A 20,978-nucleotide genomic window follows, 5' to 3' on the forward strand; every position below is an offset into this window, starting at 1 on the left:
GCGCCAGCGCGACCAACTTCGACGCCACCGCGCTGGGGTCCAACTCCATCGCCAGCGGCGACAACTCGGTGGCCGTGGGCGGTGCGCTCTTCGGCTTCATTCCCACCGAAGCCTCGGGCGACTTCTCCGTCGCGGTGGGCGGCGGCGCCTGGTCGCCGGGCTTCAACTCGGTGGCGCTGGGCAACCTGGCGTCGGCCACGGCCGACAACAGCGTGGCCATCGGCGGCGACTCGGTGGCCGATCGCGAGGACAGCGTGTCGGTGGGTCGTGCCGGCAACGAGCGTCAGATCACCAATGTCGCGGCCGGTACCGAGACCACCGATGCGGTGAACTTCGGCCAGCTGACCGACGCCACGCGCTACTTCCAGGCCAACGGCGCCAACGACGGTACCGATGACGCCGAAGCGGTCGGCGAGTTCGCGATCGCTTCCGGTGCCAACGCGTATGCCGAAGGCGATACCGCCTCGGCTTACGGCGCAGGTTCAGCGGCGATCGGCAACGGCGCCACCGCCACCGGCAACCAGTCGGCCGCCACGGCCGACAACGCCACCGCCAACGGCAACGGTGCCAATGCGTCGAACACCGGGGCGACCGCCATCGGCGGCCAGCGCGCCTTGGTCGACGATGAAGGCAATCCGATCCTGGACGAAGACGGCAACCCGATGTACGCCAGCACCGAAGCCAGTGGCGTGGACGCCACCGCGGTCGGTGCCGGATCGTCGGCCACCGGCGAGTTCGGGGCGACGGCGGTGGGTGCTGGCGCTAGCGCCAGCAACTCCTACGCCAATGCGCTGGGCACCGAAGCCTCGGCGTCCGGTTTGCAATCCACCGCGGCCGGCTTCCGCAGCAATGCGTCCGGTGACGGTTCCAGTGCGATTGGCGGTTATACCGTCGCCACCGCGTTCGGCGCCTCGGCCCTGGGCTACGGCTCGGAAGCCACCAACGACAACGCCACCGCGGTCGGCTTCGCCGCCGCGGCCAGCGGCGCGGAGAGCACCGCGGTGGGCGGCACGACGTTCTTCGGCCTGATCAACACCCGCGCCAGCGGCACCGGCGGTTCGGCGTTCGGCAACGGCGCTTGGGCCACCGGCGAGTACTCCACCTCGATCGGCCACAACAGCTGGGCCGCGCAGGACGACACCGTGGCCATCGGCGTGAACAGCTACGCCAATGCGGCCAACAGCGTCGCGCTGGGCGCCGGTTCGTTCACCGACCGCGAGAACACCGTCTCGGTGGGCGATGCGGGCAGCGAGCGGCAGATTACCAATGTCGCGGCGGGCACCGAAGACACCGATGCGGTCAATGTCGCGCAGTTGAACGAGACGACTGACGCGGCTACGCGTTACTTCCAAGCCAACGGGGCCAACGACGGTACCGATGACGCCGAAGCGGTCGGCGAGTTCGCCATCGCTTCCGGTGCCAACGCGTATGCCGAAGGCGATACCGCCTCGGCTTACGGCGCAGGTTCAGCGGCGATCGGCAACGGCGCCACCGCCACCGGCAACCAGTCGGCCGCCACGGCCGACAACGCCACCGCCAACGGCAACGGTGCCAATGCGTCGAACACCGGGGCGACCGCCATCGGCGGCCAGCGCGCCTTGGTCGACGATGAAGGCAATCCGATCCTGGACGAAGACGGCAACCCGATGTACGCCAGCACCGAAGCCAGTGGCGTGGACGCCACCGCGGTCGGTGCCGGATCGTCGGCCACCGGCGAGTTCGGGGCGACGGCCGTGGGTGCCGGTGCATCGGCCTCGAACTCTTACGCCAACGCGCTGGGCACCGAAGCCTCGGCGTCCGGTTTGCAATCCACCGCGGCCGGCTTCCGCAGCAATGCGTCGGGTGACGGTTCCAGTGCGATTGGCGGTTATACCGTCGCCACCGCATTCGGCGCCTCGGCCCTGGGCTACGGCTCGGAAGCCACCAGCGACAACGCCACCGCGGTCGGCTTCGCCGCGGCGGCCAGCGGCGCGGAGAGCACCGCGGTGGGCGGCACGACGTTCTTCGGCCTGATCAACACCCGCGCCAGCGGCACCGGCGGTTCGGCGTTCGGCAACGGCGCTTGGGCCACCGGCGAGTACTCCACCTCGATCGGCCACAACAGCTGGGCCGCGCAGGACGACACCGTGGCCATCGGCGTGAACAGCTACGCCAATGCGGCCAACAGCGTCGCGCTGGGCGCAGGCTCGTTCACCGACCGCGAGAACACGGTCTCGGTGGGCGATGCGGGCAGCGAGCGGCAGATCACCAACGTCGCGGCCGGTACCGAAGACACCGATGCGGTCAACGTCGCGCAGTTGAACGAAAGCACGGCTGCGGCTACGCGTTACTTCCAGGCCAACGGCGCCAACGACGGTACCGATGACGCCGAAGCGGTCGGCGAGTTCGCCATCGCTTCCGGTGCCAACGCGTATGCCGAAGGCGATACCGCCTCGGCTTACGGCGCAGGTTCAGCGGCGATCGGCAACGGCGCCACCGCCACCGGCAACCAGTCGGCCGCCACGGCCGACAACGCCACCGCCAACGGCAACGGTGCCAATGCGTCGAACACCGGGGCGACCGCCATCGGCGGCCAGCGCGCCTTGGTCGACGACGAAGGCAATCCGATCCTGGACGAAGACGGCAACCCGATCTATGCGGCCACCGAAGCCAACGGCGTGGACGCCACTGCGATCGGCGCCGGTGCGACAGCCACGGGTGAAGCCGGATCCACCGCCATCGGCGCCGGTGCCGCGGCATCGAACTCTTACGCTACCGCGCTGGGCACCGAGGCCTCCGCTTCTGGCTTGCAGGCCACCGCCAGCGGCTTCCGCGCCAATGCCTCCGGCGACGGTTCGTCGGCCTTCGGCGGCTACACGGTCGCATCCGGTTTCGGCGCCACATCGCTCGGCTACGGTGCGTGGGCTACCAATAACAACGCCACCGCCATCGGCTTCGATGCGCTGGCCGTAGGCGCCGAGAGCACCGCGATCGGCGGCGTGGCCAACGGTTCGATCAACACCCAGGCCATCGGCACCGGCGGTTCCGCGTTCGGCAACGGCGCCTGGGCCACCGGCGATTACAGCACCGCCATCGGCCACAACAGCTGGGCCTACGGCGACGACAGCGTGGCGCTGGGCGTGAACGCGTTGGCGATCGAAGCCAACAGCGTGGCGATCGGCGCCAACTCCGAAGCCGATCGAGCCGATAGCGTCTCAGTCGGCGCGGCCGGCGCGGAACGCCAGATCACCAACGTCGCCGCAGGCACGCAGGACACCGATGCGGTCAACCTCGCGCAATTGAACGAAGTCGCCGACGGCGCGGCGCAGACCAGCAAGTTCTTCAAGGCCAACGGCGAGGAAGGCTCGACGGCAGGCGGCGAGAACAGCGTCGCGGCCGGCGCATCGGCCAGTTCCGGCGGCGCATTGTCGGTAGCGGTCGGCGCGGCCAGCAACGCGCAGGGCGATCTGGCCACCGCAGTGGGCAGCGATGCGCAGGCGCAGGGCGTCAACGGCACCGCGCTGGGCGCCACCAGCCGGGCCAACGGCACCGGCGCCACCGCGGTCGGCGCCAACGCCAGCGCCTTGGCGAACGGCAGCACGGCCATCGGCCAGGGTGCCAACGTCGGTTCGCTCGCCACCAACTCGGTGGCGCTGGGCGCCAATTCGATCGCCACCGCCTCCAACACGGTGTCGATCGGCAGCACCGGCAACGAGCGTCGCCTCACCAACCTGCGCGCGGGCACCAACGCCACCGATGCGGTCAACGTCGGCCAGATGCAGACCTTCGCCAGCGGCTTGGGCGGCGGCGCCGGCTTCTCGGCCGGCGCGTTCGTGGCGCCGACCTATACGATCCAGGGCGGCAGCTATCGCAACGTGGGCGCGGCGTTCACCGCGGTCGACAACAAGTTGAACGACTTGCAAGGCCAGGTGAACAGCATCCAGGTCGGCACGCAAAGCAACGCAACGGCAGGCACCGAGCCGGCCGCGAGCGCGACGGCCTCGCAGCCGACGACGGCCAGCAGCCGGCCGACCGCGGTCGCGTCGCAGAGCACGCCCGTCGCTTCGGGCGCTACGGCGCAGAACGCGAATGCGATCGGCCAGAACGCGCAGGTGTCCGCCGAGAACTCGGTGGCGATCGGCGCGGACTCGGTCGCCGACCGCGACAACACGGTCTCGGTGGGCTCGGCGGGCAACGAACGCCAAGTCGCCAACGTGGCCGCCGGCACGCGCGATACCGATGCCGTCAACGTCAACCAGATGCGCACCGCCAATTCGCAGACGCTGTCGTCCGCGCAGGCCTACACCGACATCCGCTTCAACGCGATCGAAGACGATTTCAACGCGTTCCGCGGCGATGTCGACCGCCGGTTCAACGATCAGGACGAGCGCATCGACCAAGTCGGCGCGATGAGTTCGGCGATGGTGCAGATGACCGCCAACGCCGCCAACGGCGACAGCCCGCGCGGGCGCATCGCGGTCGGCGCGGGCTTCCTGGGCGGCGAGCAGGCGATCTCGATCGGTTACGGCAAGAAGATCGGCGATCGCGCGTCGTTCACCCTGGGCGGCGCGTTCAGCGGCGACGAGTCGTCGGCGGGTATCGGTTTCGGTCTGGATCTGTAGCACGACACGGCAAGCGCAACAAAAAGAAGCCCGGCGCAAGCCGGGCTTCTTTTTTTCGTGGGTGCGAATTCATTCGCACGCTCTTGTCGGTACGGGAAAAGCGTGCGAATGAATTCGCACCTACGAAAAGCGGCGGCTCAGGCGTCTTCGGTGACGCGCAGCACTTCCTCGATCGTGGTCGTGCCGGCCAATGCCTTGACGATGCCGTCCTCGTACATGGTGCGCATGCCCGACTGCCGGGCGAGCTGTTCGATCTCGCCCATGCCGGCGTGCCGCATCACCGCGCGGCGCAGCTCGTCGTTCATCACCAGGAATTCCATGATCGTGGTGCGGCCGAGATAGCCGGTCGGCGCGAGCGCCGAACCGCGCGGGCGGTACAGGTAGATCTCGCCCTGCGGCTGGTAGCGGCGCAGGCCGAATTTCTCGATTTCCTCGGGCGACGCCGGATAACGCTCGGCATGCGTCGGCTCCAGCCGCCGCACCAGGCGCTGGGCCAGGATGCCGTTGACCGTGGACGTGAGTAGGTAATCCTCCACGCCCATGTCGAGCATGCGGGTGATGCCGCCGGCCGCGTTGTTGGTGTGCAGCGTGCTCAGCACCAGGTGGCCGGTGAGCGCGGACTGGATCGCGATGCGCGCGGTTTCCAGGTCGCGCATTTCGCCGATCATGATGATGTCCGGATCCTGGCGGACGATGCTGCGCAACGCGTTGGCGAAATCCAACCCGATCTGCGGCTTGGCCTGGATCTGGTTGATGCCTTCGATCTGGTACTCGACCGGATCCTCGACGGTGATGATCTTCACGTCCGCCGTATTGAGCTTGGACAGCGCCGTGTACAGCGTGGTGGTCTTGCCCGAGCCGGTCGGCCCGGTGACCAGCAGGATGCCGTGCGGCTGGTCCAGCACTTTCTGGAACTGCGGCAGGAAGTTGTCGGTGAAACCCAGCCGTTCGAAATCGAACACCACCGTCTCGCGGTCCAGCAAACGCATCACCACGCTTTCGCCGTGCGCGGTCGGCACCGTGCTGACGCGCAGGTCGAGTTCCTTGCCCTGCACGCGCAGCATGATGCGGCCGTCCTGCGGCAGGCGGCGTTCGGCGATGTTGAGCTTGGCCATGATCTTGATGCGGCTGATCACGGCGGCGGTGAGGTTGGACGGCGGGCTTTCGCCCTCCTCGAGCACGCCGTCGATCCGGTAGCGCACCTTCAGGCGGTTCTCGAAAGGTTCGATGTGGATGTCCGAGGCGCGCATCTCGACCGCGCGCTGGATGACCAGGTTCACCAGCCGAATCACCGGCGCTTCGGAAGCCAGATCGCGCAGGTGCTCGACGTCGTCGATATCGCCGCTCTCGCCTTCCGCGGTTTCCACGATCGCGCCCATCGCGCTGCGGCCCTGGCCGTACCAGCGTTCGATCAGGTCGTCGATTTCCGAACGCAGCGCCACCGCGACCTTCACCTCGCGCTGCGTGGCCAGGCGGACCGCGTCGAGCGCGTAGGCGTCCTGCGGGTCGGCCATCATCACGCCGACCTGGATGTCGGTGGTGCCGATCGGGCAGACGTGGAACTGCTTCATGAACTTGGTGGACAGCGCCACGCCTTCCGGCGGCAGCTCGGGCGCGTCCTTGGCGCTGACCAGCGGCAGGTCCAGCACCTCGGCGGCGGTGGCGGCATGGTCGCGCTCGGAGACCAGGCCCAGCCGGGCCAGCAACGACAGCAGGCTGCCGCCGGCCTCTTCCTGCAGGCGCCGCGCGCGGGCCAGGTCGGCGTCCTTCAGGCGGCCTTTGGCTGTCAGCGCGGAGACGATCAGTTCGTCGGCGTCCTGATTTGCTGCGATGGCGTTCGTGGTCGTATCCATGGGCTGCCCGGTGCGTCCGGCGCAACTTTAGCACCCCGCTTCATTTGTAGGAGCGGCTTCAGCCGCGAGCTCTTTAAGCTTGTGTCATTTCGCAGAAAAGCTCGCGGCTGAAGCCGCTCCTACAAGGGCGGGCTAGCGCAATTTGGCGGCGATATCGTCGCGCAGCGCGGCCAGATCCTTGGCGAAGATCGCGATGCCGTCGCGCAGCTTGTCGGTCGCCATCTCGTCCTGGGCCAGATCCCGCTGGAAACGGTCGGCATCGATAGGCTGGTCGGCGCTGGGCACCGCGGCCATCGGCGATAGGCGGCGCAGCACTGTTCCGGTGTCCTGCTCGAGCCGGTCCAGCAGATCGGGAGAAATGGTCAGCCGATCGCAACCGGCCAGCGCTTCGATCTGCGCGGTCGAGCGGAACGAAGCGCCCATCACCACCGTCGCCGCGCCGCGACGCTTGAACGCGCCGTACACCTTGCGCACGAAGACGACGCCGGGATCCTCGTCAATCGATGACGGGAGCTCGCCGCGCGCCACGTGCCAGTCGAGGATGCGGCCGACGAAAGGCGACACCAGGAACACACCGGCTTCCGCGCAGGCCAGCGCCTGGGTGTGGTTGAAGATCAAAGTGAGGTTGCAGTCGATGCCTTCGCGCTGCAATCGCTCCGCGGCGCGTACGCCTTCCCAGGTCGCGGCGACCTTGATCAGCACGCGCTCGCGCGGCACGCCCTGCTCCGCGTACATGGCGATGAACTCGCGCGCCTTGGCGATGGTCGCTTCGGTGTCGTGCGACAGGTCCGCATCCACTTCGGTCGACACGCGGCCGGGAATCAGCTCCAGCAATTTCTTGCCGACGCCGATCGTGAGACGGTCCGCGACCGCGGCGGCGACCGCATCCGCAGCGCCGGACTGAGTGCGGCCCCAGCCCAGCTGCTCTTCGATCAGGTCGGCGTAGACCGGCAAATCCAGCGCCTTGCGCACGATGGTAGGGTTGGTGGTGCAGTCGATCGGCCGCAGGCGCTGCACGGCGGCGTAGTCGCCGGTATCGGCCACGACCACGGACATTTCGCGCAGTTGCGCGAGTTTTGAGGATTCGGCGACGGGCTTGGGTTGCGTATTCATGCGATTTTCCGCGAAAGGCGCTGCGCCGAGTATCGCGCAACCCGCGTTAACGTTGCCTGCGCTTGGGGTCGCCGCGTGCATCGCGGGCTTCCGCGGATGTGCCGGCGGCGGCGATCACCGCGTCGGAATGCTGGCCCAGCGTCGGCGCGGCGAACGGCGCCGGCCCCGGCGTGCGGCCGAACTTGATCGGGTGCGTAACGCCGCGGTAACGGCCCACCGCCGGATGCTCGAGGGTGCCGACCATGCCCTCGGCCAGGACCTGCGGGTGGTCGAACATGTCTTCGATGCGCCTTGCCGCGGCGCAAGGCACGTCGTCGCCGAACAGCGCCTCCCATTCGAAGGCGTCGCGCGCGGCGAGCGCGGCATGCAGCTTCGGTACGATTTCGGCGGCGAACTGCGCGCGCTTGCGCACGCTGTCGTAGCGGGCGTCGGCCGCGAGCGCGCCGAGGCCGGTCTTTTCGCACAGCGCCTTCCAGAAGTGCGCGGTGTTGGCGGAAATGTAGATATAGCCTTCGCGCGTAGGGTGGATGCCGGTGACGCCGCCGGAGCGCATGTCGCGGCCGATGTCGAGCGACTCGCCCTCGGCCCAGATCATCCGCGCCGACTGCATGGTCAGCGCGCTGCGCAATAAGGATATGCCGACGAACTGGCCCAAGCCGCTGCGCTCGCGTTCGTACAGCGCCGAAGACACGCCCGCGGCGAGCAGCGCGGCCGCGTAATAGTCGACGACGGAGCCGTAGATGATCTCCGGCGCGCCGCCGCGCTTGCCCTGCAACGTGCACATGCCGGTCATGGTCTGCAGCACCTGGTCGTAGCCGGCCTTGTCCTTCATCGGGCCGGTTTCGCCGTAGCCGGTGACTGCGCAATAGATCAGCCGCGGGTTGATCAGGTTCAGGCGTTCGTGATCGATGCCCAACCGTTTCGGCACGCTGGGACGGAAGTTGTGCACCAGCACGTCCGCATCGCGCACGAGCTTGAGCAGGACGGCATGGTCCTCGGCCTTCTTGAGATCGAGCACCACGCCGCGCTTGCTGCGGTTCACGCCGAGGAAGGCCCGGCTCTCGCTCGGCAGCGTGGACGGATACTGGCGCAGGTTGTCGCCGCCGGGCGGCTCGATCTTGAGCACTTCGGCGCCCTGGTCGGCGAGCAGCGTGCAACCGTAAGGCCCGGCGATGTACGCGCTCAGATCGAGCACGCGCACGCCGTTCAACGGCCCTCGTCCCGTCAGAGTCGGGCTATCGCTGGCTGCGTTGTCAGGCGTAACGATTTCCATAGGCTGCGCGTCCGGCAGGTTCCTCGGCGGAGGCCAGGGGCACTCTGATCCATGGCCCGGCAAAGAAACAGCTTGGCTTCATATGTTCTGGCGCCACAAATTATTGGTTGACGGCGTCGGACGAGGCCGGCGGCCATGAAAGATCGGGCGCCAGAGGCATCCAGGTGAGCCTCCAGGCGCCGTCGATGCGACCGCCCGCACAAAAATAAGGAACGAAGACGAGCGGCGCGCGGCCGTCGGGCCGCAATTCGATGCGCGGCAAGGGGTCCTCCGCCGTCCGCGGCAGGTCTTCCAGCCACGACTGCTCGGGCCCGGTCGGCAGACGCAGGGTCTCCTCGATCTTGTAGCCGTCGATCAACCCCGTCGCATACGCCAGCGGCCCCCGCGTAATCGCCAGATAGTCGTAGCGCATCACCTGCTGGCGGACCGGGCTGCCGTCCGGCGCGCGCGATTCCTGGATGTTGCGATTCGTCGCGCGATGCGTCCGCGGCCGCATCGGAAAGCGCGCGACGATGCGGTCGCCCGGTTTCCAGATGCGATCGATCCTCGCATAGGTTCCTGGTTCGACGGCGGCATCGACGAGAGCATCGCCGATGCGCAGCGTCGCGCCCTCTGCCCACGAAGGAATCCGGATGTCGATGGCGAATCGCGCCGCTTGTTCCGGCACGACGTGCAGGACGATGTCGCCTTCGTAAGGATAGGCGGTGCTCTGCTCGATCGCGACCGCACCCGCCTGCGCCAGCTCGAACGCCGTCCTGCCCGGCCCGAACAGATTGACGGCGATGCCGTCGTCCGTCGCCGTGTACGCGACCGCGGGCAACTCTTCCAACGCCATCGCGCCGCTCGACTTGCAGCAGCGCCAATAGGTGGTATGCACCCGCCTTCCGTTCGGAAAAGAGTAATAACACCAGTTTTCGCCGTCCGGCGCCTGCGCGCCGAGCAGGTCGTTGTAGGCGCTGCGTTCGATCTCTTCCGCGTACCGCGCGTCGCCGCCGATCGCAAGCAATTCGCGGTTCAACTGGATCCAGGCGAGGGTCGAACAGGTTTCGACGTAGCCGTAAGGACTGAACACGCCGGCCGGATTGAACACTTCGCGCGAACGATGCGCCACCCCGCCCCACGGCCCGCCGCCCAGGCTCAGATGCCCGTCGCGTATGCCGCGCCACAACAGGTCGACGGCGCGCCGGTAATCCGCGTTGCCGGTGGCCTTGTGCAGTTTGGCCAGGCCGACCAGGTTCCAGGCGAGTTGATAGGCCTTGCCGGTAGCGATCTCGGAAGGATCGCTGCCGGCGAGCGCGCGCGTCAGCAAGGCCAGGTCGGGATTGCGGTCGGCCTGTTCGAGTATGCGCAAGGCGAGATCGAGATAACGGCGCTCGCCGGTGGCGAAATACAGCTCCGTCGCAGGATCCATCAGCACCGTGGCCGACATGCCGTGATGATTGCCCAATTCGGTAATGTCGATATCGCCTTCGACCAGCGTGCGCCAGCACAGGTCGCCGATGCGGCGCGCCGCTTCGAGATAGCGCGGCTCCGGAAAATGCCGATGCGTTTCCAGTAGGCCCAGGATCAGATAGCTATGCGTCCAGATGTCCCAAGTGCGCACGCTGGGCGCGCCGTCCCAGGTGCCTGGCTTGGGCGGCTGGCGGCGCATGAAGCGGCGCTCCGGCGCGTAGGTGCCGAGATAGCCGTCTTCTTCCTGCACGGACACGAGATAGTCGGCCACGCGGCGTACGTGCGCGGCCAGCGCTTCGTCGCCGCTGCGTCCCGCCGATTTGGCGGCAGCGTACAGCCATTTGCCGGCGTGTTCGCCGTACCAGTCGCCTTCGGTGTTGTGCTGGCGCCGCTGCGGCGAAAAGATCTCGATCGCCGGGCTGGTTTCGTCGACGATGAAATGCGACAGGCGCCCGCGCCGGTTCGCGTCCAGCGCTTCGCCCAGCAAACCCTGCAACTGCACTTGCGGCTGTTTCATTTCAGATACCGTGCGACGCTGTCGATCTGTTCCGGGCTGAGCCCCTGCGCCTGCGCGCGCATCGCGCCGCTAGTCAGCGCCTCTATGATGCGTTCGCGCGGCCGCGCGGCGATCAGCGAACGCGGCGGAATATTGCCTTGGGGATGATCATGGCAGATCGCGCAGCGCTGGCGGTAGATCGCTTCGCCATCCAGGCTTGTCGTCGCCGCAGCGGCCGCCGCGGGTGCTGGCGCAGCCGCTGGTTCTTCCGCTGCACGTCCGGCGAATTTGCGCCCGCCCAGGCCGAAGGCTTGTATGCGGTCGGTGCCCACGAACACCTGGCCGCGCCCGAAACCGGGTTCGTTGTATTTGCCGCTGGTGAAAAGTTCGCCAGGCGCGCTTTGCCACAATATTCGCAACGTCGCCGCATCCAGCGCATACAGCACCGGCCGCGGCGCATCCGGGCCTTGCAGCAGCGCCGAGCGGCTGGCGTTTTCGTCCAGGATCCAGACGATGGCGTTGCGCGCCCCGTCGCTGGTTACGAAGGGCGACCCGGGATTGCCGAGCACCAAGGTCGGCTGCGTGCGGCCGATGCGCAGATAGGCCGGTCGCCCCGGCGTCGTCACGACTTCTAGCCTGGCCACGGAAGGCGGCACGCTCGTCGAGGATCCTTGCTTCGCCTTGGTGTTGCCGGTGACGAACAGATAATCCTTGCCGTCCGCATCGCGGAACGTGGCCGGCACCGAACGCGCGCGCGCAAGATCCAGTGCCGCATCCTGCTCGGAATACGGACCAAAGACATTCAGCGGGCCGCGCTTGCCGAATTGCTTTTGCGGCGTTGGCGGCAGCAGCGAACCGTCCTTCGAAGCATCGTCGCCGCAAGGCTGGCGGCGATCGAGACGGCCGGGCAGACGGCTTCGGTCCAGCAAGTAGACGTTGCCTTGCTTGCCGCCGACCGCCATCAGCTGCGGCGTGGCCGTCGTGGCCGGATCGCGATCCCGCAGCAGCACGGCGCCGCCCGAGCCCAGGTCGATGTCCATCTTCGCGGTCCGACAGTAATTGAACGGCGTGTAGGTGCCGCGCAGCGCGAAACCGTCGGCGCCCGGCTGCGACAGTTTCAATACCGATTGCGTCCAGTCGTTCGGCGCATCCGCATAGCCGTCGAATCCGCTGCCGGTGACGACGTAGACATGGCCTTGCGCATCGACGGCCGGCCCGCCGGCGCCCCAGATTCCGCCGCTGCCGCGGTGCGGCATCGCGACGGCGGCGAATGCGCTCTTCACTTTCGCCGCTGCGGTATCCACCGCGGCGATCCAACCGGTTTCGGTTTCTCCGAACACGGCATACAACATGGCGCCATCCGGACTCAGGTTCAAGGCGCCGCGCTGTACGCGGAAATCGAAACGGCGCTTCGGCGGCACGCGTTCCGGGCCCGCATTCCGGTTGAGCGCGTTGAACGTATCCTCATCCAATCGCACCGGCCAGCCCGGCAATATCTTGCCGTTGCCGAGTTCGAGCGCGTACGCCTGCCAGCGCTTGTCCGGATCGCAATGCGTGACGTAGATGCGCTGCCGCGCGAGGTCGACCACCGGCGTGCTGAGAATGCCGGTGGGCACGCCGTCGAGCGGCGCGGGCTGCAGATGGCAGGGCGCGCCGAGCCGGGCGCGCCACAGGATCCTGCCCGGCGCCACGTCGCCCGTCCTGGCCGCGTTGATGGCGTAGACGAAGCCGTTGCTGCTGGCGGCGATAACCGCGGGGAAGATTTCTCCGCGATGCGGCCCTTCCGAGATGCGCATGCGGTCGACGAACAAGGGCGATGCGTACAGGCGCGGCGGATAGCCGTCGACGCTGTCCAGCTGCGGCGATTCCCAAACCAAGCCGAACGCGTCGCCGGATACGCCTGCCGGCGTCAGTACGGTCTCGCGGGATCGCCAACCGCTGCGTCCGCGATCGTTATGGAACGTGAGCATGTCCGGCGAGGCGGGCTTGTCCGGCGATGGGCCGGCCTGCATCGCCTTCCGTGCGGCCTGCGTCGCCGCATCGCTCAGGCCGGAACCGACGCCGGCTTCCGGCACATCCAGTCCGGCCGTCCAGTAGATGGCGTTGAGCAGCAGCTTCCTGACGTTCGGTTCGTCCAGCGCCTGAAGATAGTGCGCGCCGGTGAATCCGAACGAACGGCCGCCGCCTTCGCGCTCGTAAATCCAGGCGATATCGCGCGTTTCCGCCACGTCGTCGACCAGGTATTTGCCGTCGCGGTACTGCGGGTGGAGCTGGGCTTTCAGGATGGGCACAGTACCGCTGCGGAATCGCAAGGTGGGATAGAACTCGTCGCGGTAGGAGATCGCACCCACACCGCGGCTTACCGGATGCGCAGGCTGCGTCGATACCGGTTGCGTCCACTGTGTGGTTCGATCGAACATGCCGTAACGCGCTCCGCCCAGCCAGCGCGGCAGATCCATATCGTTGCCTGGCGGCACGGTCGACGCTTGGTGCAGCGCCACCACGCCGGCGCCGCGCCGCATCGCGGCTTCGAATTGCGCGCGGTGCGCCGCATCGAGCAGAGGATGTTTGTCCAGGCCGTCGAAGTACAGGACGATAGTCGCTGCGCCGTCGAGTGCGCGGGGGTCTTTCGGCCAGCCGCCCGGGTAGGCCGCGACCGTCACGTTTTGCGCATCAGGCGACGATTCCAGGATCGCCTTCAGTATCCGGACGCCGTTCGGATAATCGTGACGCGCCGGCCCTTCGCTCTTGGCGCCGCCGATCAGGACGATCTTCTTCGGGGGTTCCTTGTGGCAGGCGACCAACAGGAAGGCCGCCAAACCGATGAGGACCAGCTGTCTCCCCCTTTGAAAAAGGGGGGCCAAGGGGGATTTGCTCTTCGTGGGAGCGGCTTCAGCCGCGAGCTCTTCGATCCGTCGCGATGATGATGGGAAGTGCTCGCGGCTGAAGCCGCTCCTACGAAGAGCAACAGCAAAGGCAGGAGCAAGGGCAAATCCCCCCTGCCCCCCTTTTTCAAAGGGGGGGACAGCAGGGATCGTTCGGGGGTTCTTTGTGCTCAAGCCGCATCCACGACGCAGCGGAAGCCGACGCATCCGGAACGGTCCTTGCACGGCGCCATCAGCAGATATTTGCCGTGCTGGTCGAGCCGATAGGCTTGCGGGAAATACCAATGCGACGTCTGCGGCTGGTAGGCGCTGCCGCCGCGCAGCACGGCCGCGCGCGTATGCTCGTCGCCGTACTCGTCGGTCCACTGCCAGACGTTGCCGACCAGATCCATCACGCCGAACGGACTGGCGCCGCGCGGATGCGCATCGACGTCGTCGGGCGGCAGAAGTTCGCGGCCGCGGTTGATCTCCGGCACGGCATCGGCCTGCCATTGCCCACCCCAGGGATAGGCACGTCCGTCGCCGCCCTGCGCGGCGTATTGCCATTCCCATTCGTGCGGCAGGCGTTTGCCGGCCCACGCGGCATAGGCGCGCGCGTCTTCGATCGACACCCAAGTCACGGGCTTGTTCTCCCAGCCCGGCCTGGGCGCGCCGTCTTTCCAGTGCCGCAGGAAATTGTGCGGATCCGGCGGGCGGTAGCCGCTGGCATCCAGAAACGCTTTGAACTGCGTGTTCGTCACCGGATAGCGGTCGATGAAATACCGCTGCATCCGCATGCGCCGGCGGTGGCCGCGGCGCGGGCTGTTTTCCCAGGGATATTGCACGTCGACGCCATCCCAGGTCTGCCCCTCGATCTCGATCCCGCCGACCACGAAATCGAAATCGCCGGCCGGAATGGCGACCATGCCCTCCGGCGCATCGGCGGCGGGCTGGGTGCGTTCGATCTCCATCATCTGCTGCGCAATCGAACGCCAGACGTTGGAGAGCGCCTGCAACGGCGTCTTGGCCGATTCGCGCATGCGCGCCAGGAAGGCGTCCAGGCCTTCGATCGAAGCGCCCGGCGCGATCGCGATCAAAGCGCCGAAACCGCGCGCTTCCATGGCGAAATCGAAGATCGCATGGCCATCCTCGAACCGCGGCTGCAGGCCCGTTCCGTTCCAGACATCGAAGTATTGCGCGCCTTCCGCATGCGGTACAGCGATCTGCTCGCCTGCGACTTCGTATTCGTTGCGATTGACCAGCGTCCACAGCGTGTATTCAGCGGTCGGGAAACGGCTGGCGAACACGTCCCGCTGCAATGTGGCGGCATAGGGCCGCCAATCCAGGCTGACCATCGCAGCGGCGAACTGCCTTTCGATCGCCGCGATCCGGCGCAAGGCTTCGGCATCGCGCGGCGTCAACTGGTTCCAGATGCCCCAGATGTTTTCCCAAGCGTTGTAGCCGACGCCGTTGAAGAAGATGTACTGCAGGTCGTGGGTGCGGTCGCGGCCCCATCGGTTCTCGTAATTGATCATGTGGCGCGGCTCGAGCCACTTGAACTTGGCGACCGACGGAACCACGTCGGCGGGCACCTTCTTGCCCCAGCTCTGCACATTCCAGATCAGCGCCTCCTCGGCGCTGATCGTCGATTCCGGCTGCACCACCACCGGCCGGCCGGCCGCGTCGCAGGCATCGAAGAACGCGCGCGGCACGCCGTTGTAGGTGTCGCCATTGATGCCGTCGGCGCCGACCGCGGCGACCAGCTCGGCCATCGTCTGCCAGTCGTTCTTTTCCGGCTCGCGCGTGCCGTTGTCCCAGGGCATCGTGGGCAGGAACACCTTCACGCCGCGCCGGTGGAAATCCTCGACGGCGCCGCGCAAGCCTTCGAGCCCCCCGGGCAGGTCGTGCGCGAGATCGGTCTTGTTGCGGTCGTCGATGCCGATGTTGGGATAGACGAACCAGATCAGCACGCTGTCGATGCCGCCGAAACGCTTTTCCAGATCGTCCAGATAGCGGTCGACCGTGTATTTGCCGGCCGCCGGATCGTAGAAATAGCGATCCTCGACCATCATCTGCGCATGCACGAAATTGCGTTGCGCCCACTGCAGTTCCGGCCGGCGGTAATGGGCGTCGTCGTAGCCGATGCGGGTCAGGTGCTCGCGGCGCCAGTCGATCAGTTCCGCGATCCAGTCGTCGGCGGTGCCGTTGACGTCGATCTTCCAATGCCCGATCTCGGCGAACGGCCAGCCAGGCGCCTTGCCGGGTGGCGGCAAGTAGCGCCCCGTGGTGACGTGGGAGAACTTGAATTCCGTCTTCACCGGTGCGCGGCCGTTGGCCGGGGCGGAGGACGGAGGCGCGTCGTCGGAACTGGCATTCATAGGCGATGCATCGGGTTCGGAAGTGGATTGCAATAGGCGGCGAGATCGTCGATGGCGCCTGGGCGCCGGTCGGTGGCGGAAGCCATCAAGGCGGCGACTTCGGCACGGGTCGGCACGCTCGATTGTGCGCCCAGGCGCGTGCAGGCCAGCGCAGACGCGGCGCTGGCTTCGCGCAACGCATCCGCCATCGGCTCGCCGCGCCCGAGCGCCGCGACCAGTGTGCCGCAAAAGGTGTCGCCAGCAGCTGTGGTGTCGACAGCGTCGACCTCGAAGGCCGGTTGCAACAGCAACCCGTCGCCGGTGCGCGCACAGCAACCGCGTGCGCCCATGGTGACGATTACGCAGGGCACATCGATCCGGGCCAGGCCGGCGGAGATGCCGTCGCGGACGCCTGCGACAACGGCCAGTTCGCCTTCGTTGACGATCAGCACATCGATCAGCTGCAGCAGGCCCGCCGGCAAGGCGCGCGCCGGCGCGGCGTTCAACACGGCTCGCACGCCGGCCGCACGCGCGGCGCGCGCATAGGCCTCGACGGTTTCGAGCGGGGTTTCCAGCTGCAGCAGCAGGTGGCCGATCCCGGCCAGATCCGGCAGATGCTCCGCGCGCAGCGCCTCGTTGGCGCCGGGCGCCACCGTGATCGCGTTTTCCGCGTCGTCGGACAGGCAGATGAAAGCGGTACCGGTGGCGCGGTCCGCGCAACGGACGATATGGAGCCCGACCTGCGCGTCGCGCAACGAGGCTTCAAGAATTTCGGCGAACGTGTCGGTGCCCAAGCCGAGCAGCATGCGTGTCTGCGCGCCGCCCGCGCGCGCGCAAGCGACCGCCTGGTTGGCGCCTTTTCCGCCCGGAAAAGTCGCGAAATCGCGGCCGAGCACGGTCTCGCCCGGTGCCGGTACGTGGCTCGCGCGAACGACGAAATCGAGATTCGCCGAACCCGCCACCAGGACTTCGCGGTGGTCCGTGTTCGTCATCGCGCCAATCCTTCATAGACCAGGCCGTAGAAACTGCGGCTGATCCGCGGCAGGTCCTTGACGCCTTCGCGCGGCAGGTGCTGCAGCATCATGATCGCGACCAGCCGTTGCCGCCGGTCGATGGTGTAGGTGGTCGAAGCGGCGCCGGGCCAGCCGAACCGGCCGAGCGAACCGGGGATGCCGGATTTCGCGGCATCGATCACCACCGCGCCGCCGAACCCGAAACCCTCGGCATCGCTGAATTGCGTGACCGGCGGATCGAGCATCGTGAGTTGGTTGCTCATCATCATGTCGACGGTCTTGCGGCCAAGTACCGACGCGCCGTCCAGCTCGCCGCCGTTCAACAGCATCTGGCAGAAGCGCGCGTAATCGGCGGCGGTGGAATACAGGCCGCCCGCGCCGCTGTCGTAAGCGTTCAATTTTTCTCCGGGATGCCGTGCGCTGACGCTGCCGTCGAGCGCTAAGCGACCGTCGTCGCCCATTCGGGTCAGGTCGGCAATGCGGTCGCGCTTGCTTTCGGGAACGCTGAAATCCGTATCGCCCATGCGCAGCGGACCGAACAGGCGCTTGCGCAGAAATACCGCGAAATTTTCGCCGCTCTTCGCTTCGACCAGTCTCGCCAACACCTCGGTGGCCGCGCCGTCGTAGCCGAAACGCGTGCCGGGTTCGGCCGCCAACGGGGCGCGGCTCAGGCGTTCGACGAAACCACGCAGATCGGCCGCGCCATGCGGATCGGCGCGCTCCTGCAACGCCACGGCCGGCTCGTCGCCTTTCAAGCCGGCCGGGAAACCCGCGGTGTGGGTCAGCAGCTCGCGGATCGTGATCGGCTCGGCCGAAGGACGCAGCTGCGGCGCATCGGCTGTGCCGCCTGAGAACAGCTGCATCTTGGCGAGTTCCGGCAAGTGGCGGCCGATGGGATCGTCGAGCGCGATCTTGCCTTCCTCCGCCAGCATCAGCACGGCAACCGAAGTCACCGTCTTGGTCATCGAATAAATGCGGAAGATCGCGTCCTTGTCCATCGGCGACTTGCGCGCCAGGTCGCGATGTCCGTAGGCCCGCCAGTCGACGATCTTGCCGTCGCGCGCGATCAGCGTCACGCCGCCGAGATAGCCTTGCGGACCGGTGGCGTTGCGCATGAAGCGATGCAAGTCCTCCAGGCCTTGCGCCGAGAACCCGCTCGACGCCGGCGCCGCGGCGGGCAGAGGCTCCGGCCCCCCGGCATGCGCGGCAATGGCCGCGGCATACAGCGCGACGCTCGCCAACCGGATTACAGGTGATGCCATCGGTCGTCTTTCCGCTAAAAACAAAAATGGAGCGGGCCGCCGGCCCGCTCCATTGGAGCACGGAGGCTCAGAACGAAATCGTATACGTCAGCGAGGTCATGCGCCCGCGTCCGGCCCAGTAATTCTGGAAACCGGCCAGCTGAGACCAGCTGAGGATGTACTGCTCGTCGAGCAGGTTTTCAACGCCGAGGGTGAATTTGCCGATGCGGCCGGCATCGTAGTTCACGCTGGCATCCCAGAGCGTGTAGCCCTCGGTCTTTTCGCTGTAGCTGAACTCGGCGCCGTCGAACGGGCGCACGTCGGTGCCGTAGAGATCGCGGTCGGACAAACGGGTCGCGCCCAGGGTCGCATCCGCATTCGGCAGGAATCTCCAGGTCACCGACATGGCCAACTTGTCCGGGTTGATGTCCAGCACGCCCATCGGCTTGTTCAATGGGCCTGGGCCGAAGCGCCCGTCGCGATCGGCGGACCAGAACGAAGTCTTGCCGCGGATTTCCGAGTAAAGCGCATTCAGCGTCACGTCGTCGCCGAAATTCAGCTCGCCGCTCAGCTCGAAGCCTTTGATCTCCACCGGCGCGCGGGTCATGATGAAATCGGCGGTGGTCGGATCGATCTGCAGCGACACGCCCAATTCCGAAGTGGAGCGGTAGACCGAACCGTTCAACGAACCGTAGGCGCCGCGCCAGTTGAAACCGTATTCGTTGTTGGCCACGATCACCGGCTGCAGGTCCAGGATGCCGTCCACGCTCTGCCCCGGCACGCTGACGTTGCGCAGCGGAATGCCGACGTTGGGCAAGGTGAAGCCCTTGCTGTACGAACCGAATAGCGAGAACCCGTCGGCGACGCGCCAGATGACGCCGGCGTTGGGCAGGTCGGCCGTGTAATCCAGCTTGCCGCCTTCCACGAACACGCTGTTGCGGAAGGGGGTGGTGGTGTAGTCGTCGACCTCGAGTTCGCCGTCCTCGCGGCGGTAACCGCCGCTGAGGGTGACCGGACCGATGTCGTAGGACAGCTGCAGGTACGGCGCGACGCTGGTGTACTTCATCGGCGGCACCCAGGTGCGGTCGGTCAGCGCAAGTCGCTGCTCGGCTTCGTCTTCCACGAGGTCGACGCCGGTATGCAGTTCGAGGCCGTCGACGTTGAACAAAGAGGTGCGCGTCCACGAGGTGCGCAGGCCCTTCTTCTTGGTATCGATCTCGGACTGGTCGTAGATGCGCTGGCTCTCGTCGAAATTTTCGTCCACCTTGACCAGCTGCTTATCGTCGCTGTTTTCCGGCAGGTAGCGCATCGCCTGGTCGGCCACGTAGGCATTGAGGATCAGCGTGCCGCCGAAGAAATCGGCATGCGAATATTCGGCCTGGATCTGTTCGAAGTCGTTGAACGCGTCCTTGGAACCGAAGATCTGGCCCTTCTCGGAGGTGTTCGTGCGCGGCACCACGCAGGGCGGATCCGCGTCTTCATCGTCCGGACCGCGGCAACCCAGCACCTGGATGTACTCGCCTTTGCCTTCGACCTTGAACTTGCTGTAGCTCAGCTGCAGACGTTGCACGCCATCCTCGCCGAAGTTGTAGCCGCCTTTGAGGAACAGGTTCTTGGATTCGGAACTGGCCAGCGAGCCGCTGGTGTTCATGCCGATCCGGCGGCCGTCGCCGTCGTAGGAGATGCCGCGGTCGATGTACGAAGCCGCACCGATGAAATCGTAGTTGGCCTGCTTGGCGGTGAAGATGCCGCCGACCTTCCAGCCTTCGCTGTCCTCGTGGCCTTGGGTGCTGTAGCGCGTAGTCAGCGTGGTCTCGTAGCCTTCCTTGTCCGGCGTCTTGGAGATGTAGTTGATCACGCCGCCGGTGGCGCCGATGCCTTCGGACGCGGACGGGCCGTTGATCACTTCGACCCGGCTGATGATGCCCATGTCGGTGAAGGTGCCGTTGCGGGTGCCTTCGCGCAGCGGCGAGCCTTGCGGCACGCCGTCGAACAGGCGCAGCGGCAAGCGGCCGCGCAGCGTTTCGCCGGTGTTGCTCATCGCCTGCGAAGATTCAGCATAGCCGGGCACCGTGCGCGACAGGACCGCGGTCGCGTCTTCGGTGACCGCCAACGTGTGTTGGACTTCTTCTTGCGAGACGACGGTGATCGCGCCCGGAATCTTGTCCACGGCCTTCGGCGCGCGGGTACCGGTGACGATGACGCTGTCCAGGTCGACCGCTTCTTTCTTCTTGGCGTTATCGTCCGTCGGCGCGGCCTCTTGCGCGCGCGCGTCGGGCGACAGTGCGGAGGCCAGCAGGATGCATGCGATCGCGGCGGAAAGTGGCTTGATCATGTGTCGTCTCTTCGATGTTTTTCGTGGCTGCGGAAACGCGACGGACCGCATTTCGGACATTGCGGTGATGCGCGGACGACGGCAGCGATCCGCGCGCCCGCTTGCTGCGCCCCCCTGGCGCCGTGCTCAACAGCCTTGTTGCGCGAGAGCCTATGCGCTCTATTCCACGGGTAGAACCGCCGCGGACTATGTTCAGAGACTAGTTTTTGTTGCTTACCACGATAGAAAAAGTTTGTCGCAGTGCAACATAACCGTCTTTCCACCGCATGCGGCTTTTCGAAAGAGCGGTTTTGTAGGAGCGGCTTTAGCCGCGAGCTATTTCCAGCAGCGGCGTCTTGCGGGAAAGAGCTCGCGGCTAAAGCCGCTCCTACAAAAGCCGG

General features: G+C 66.7%; 10 protein-coding genes. 1 reads left to right on the plus strand and 9 read right to left on the minus strand.

The genetic code is table 11. The features are described 5' to 3' along the window. On the plus strand, positions 1–4,601 hold a 4,601-nt coding region (locus tag M2650_RS16430; RefSeq protein WP_283254757.1), incomplete at its 5' end, for a beta strand repeat-containing protein. 137 nt (positions 4,602–4,738) lie between these two features. On the opposite strand, the gene gspE is transcribed toward M2650_RS16430, so the two are convergent. From gspE to M2650_RS10720, 9 genes are all read right to left on the minus strand, one after another. Then, positions 4,739–6,454, minus strand: coding sequence for a type II secretion system ATPase GspE (gene gspE / locus M2650_RS10680; RefSeq protein ID WP_249474400.1), 1,716 nt, complete (start codon positions 6,452–6,454; stop codon positions 4,739–4,741). A 132-nt stretch (positions 6,455–6,586) separates the two neighbouring features. Further along, the gene (locus M2650_RS10685; protein ID WP_249474402.1) at positions 6,587–7,567 is read right to left on the minus strand and encodes a transaldolase; all 981 of its coding nucleotides are present in this window, start codon (positions 7,565–7,567) and stop codon (positions 6,587–6,589) included. Between the two features lie 46 nt (positions 7,568–7,613). Further along, complete coding sequence (locus M2650_RS10690; protein WP_249475022.1) at positions 7,614–8,768, minus strand: CaiB/BaiF CoA transferase family protein; 1,155 nt, start codon at positions 8,766–8,768, stop codon at positions 7,614–7,616. Between the two features lie 172 nt (positions 8,769–8,940). Next, positions 8,941–10,809, minus strand: a complete 1,869-nt coding sequence (locus M2650_RS10695) for a glycoside hydrolase family 127 protein (protein WP_249474403.1) — start codon at positions 10,807–10,809, stop codon at positions 8,941–8,943. Further along, complete coding sequence (locus tag M2650_RS10700; protein ID WP_249474405.1) at positions 10,806–13,607, minus strand: ThuA domain-containing protein; 2,802 nt, start codon at positions 13,605–13,607, stop codon at positions 10,806–10,808. Before M2650_RS10700 ends, M2650_RS10695 begins: the two co-directional genes overlap by 4 nt. Before the next feature lie 236 nt (positions 13,608–13,843). Next, positions 13,844–16,030, minus strand: coding sequence for a formylglycine-generating enzyme family protein (locus tag M2650_RS10705; RefSeq protein WP_249474406.1), 2,187 nt, complete (start codon positions 16,028–16,030; stop codon positions 13,844–13,846). Then, entirely contained in the window at positions 16,027–17,001 is a 975-nt protein-coding gene (locus M2650_RS10710) for a ribokinase (protein ID WP_249474408.1), read from the minus strand. Before M2650_RS10710 ends, M2650_RS10705 begins: the two co-directional genes overlap by 4 nt. Next, the gene (locus M2650_RS10715) at positions 16,998–18,284 is read right to left on the minus strand and encodes a serine hydrolase domain-containing protein (protein ID WP_249474410.1); all 1,287 of its coding nucleotides are present in this window, start codon (positions 18,282–18,284) and stop codon (positions 16,998–17,000) included. Before M2650_RS10715 ends, M2650_RS10710 begins: the two co-directional genes overlap by 4 nt. A 67-nt stretch (positions 18,285–18,351) precedes the next feature. Continuing rightward, positions 18,352–20,598 (minus strand): TonB-dependent receptor, encoded by a 2,247-nt coding sequence (locus tag M2650_RS10720; RefSeq protein WP_249474413.1) that lies wholly within the window; start codon positions 20,596–20,598, stop codon positions 18,352–18,354. Positions 20,599–20,978 lie beyond the last annotated feature (380 nt).

This window comes from Luteimonas galliterrae (assembly GCF_023374055.1).
Lineage (GTDB): Bacteria > Pseudomonadota > Gammaproteobacteria > Xanthomonadales > Xanthomonadaceae > Luteimonas_C > Luteimonas_C galliterrae.

Coding starts and splice junctions, on each gene's coding strand:
- gspE (WP_249474400.1), bottom strand. CDS start 6,454: ATGGATACGACCACGAACGCCATCGCAGCAAATCAGGACGCCGACGAA.
- M2650_RS10685 (WP_249474402.1), bottom strand. CDS start 7,567: ATGAATACGCAACCCAAGCCCGTCGCCGAATCCTCAAAACTCGCGCAA.
- M2650_RS10695 (WP_249474403.1), bottom strand. CDS start 10,809: ATGAAACAGCCGCAAGTGCAGTTGCAGGGTTTGCTGGGCGAAGCGCTG.
- M2650_RS10705 (WP_249474406.1), bottom strand. CDS start 16,030: ATGAATGCCAGTTCCGACGACGCGCCTCCGTCCTCCGCCCCGGCCAAC.
- M2650_RS10710 (WP_249474408.1), bottom strand. CDS start 17,001: ATGACGAACACGGACCACCGCGAAGTCCTGGTGGCGGGTTCGGCGAAT.
- M2650_RS10715 (WP_249474410.1), bottom strand. CDS start 18,284: ATGGCATCACCTGTAATCCGGTTGGCGAGCGTCGCGCTGTATGCCGCG.
- M2650_RS10720 (WP_249474413.1), bottom strand. CDS start 20,598: ATGATCAAGCCACTTTCCGCCGCGATCGCATGCATCCTGCTGGCCTCC.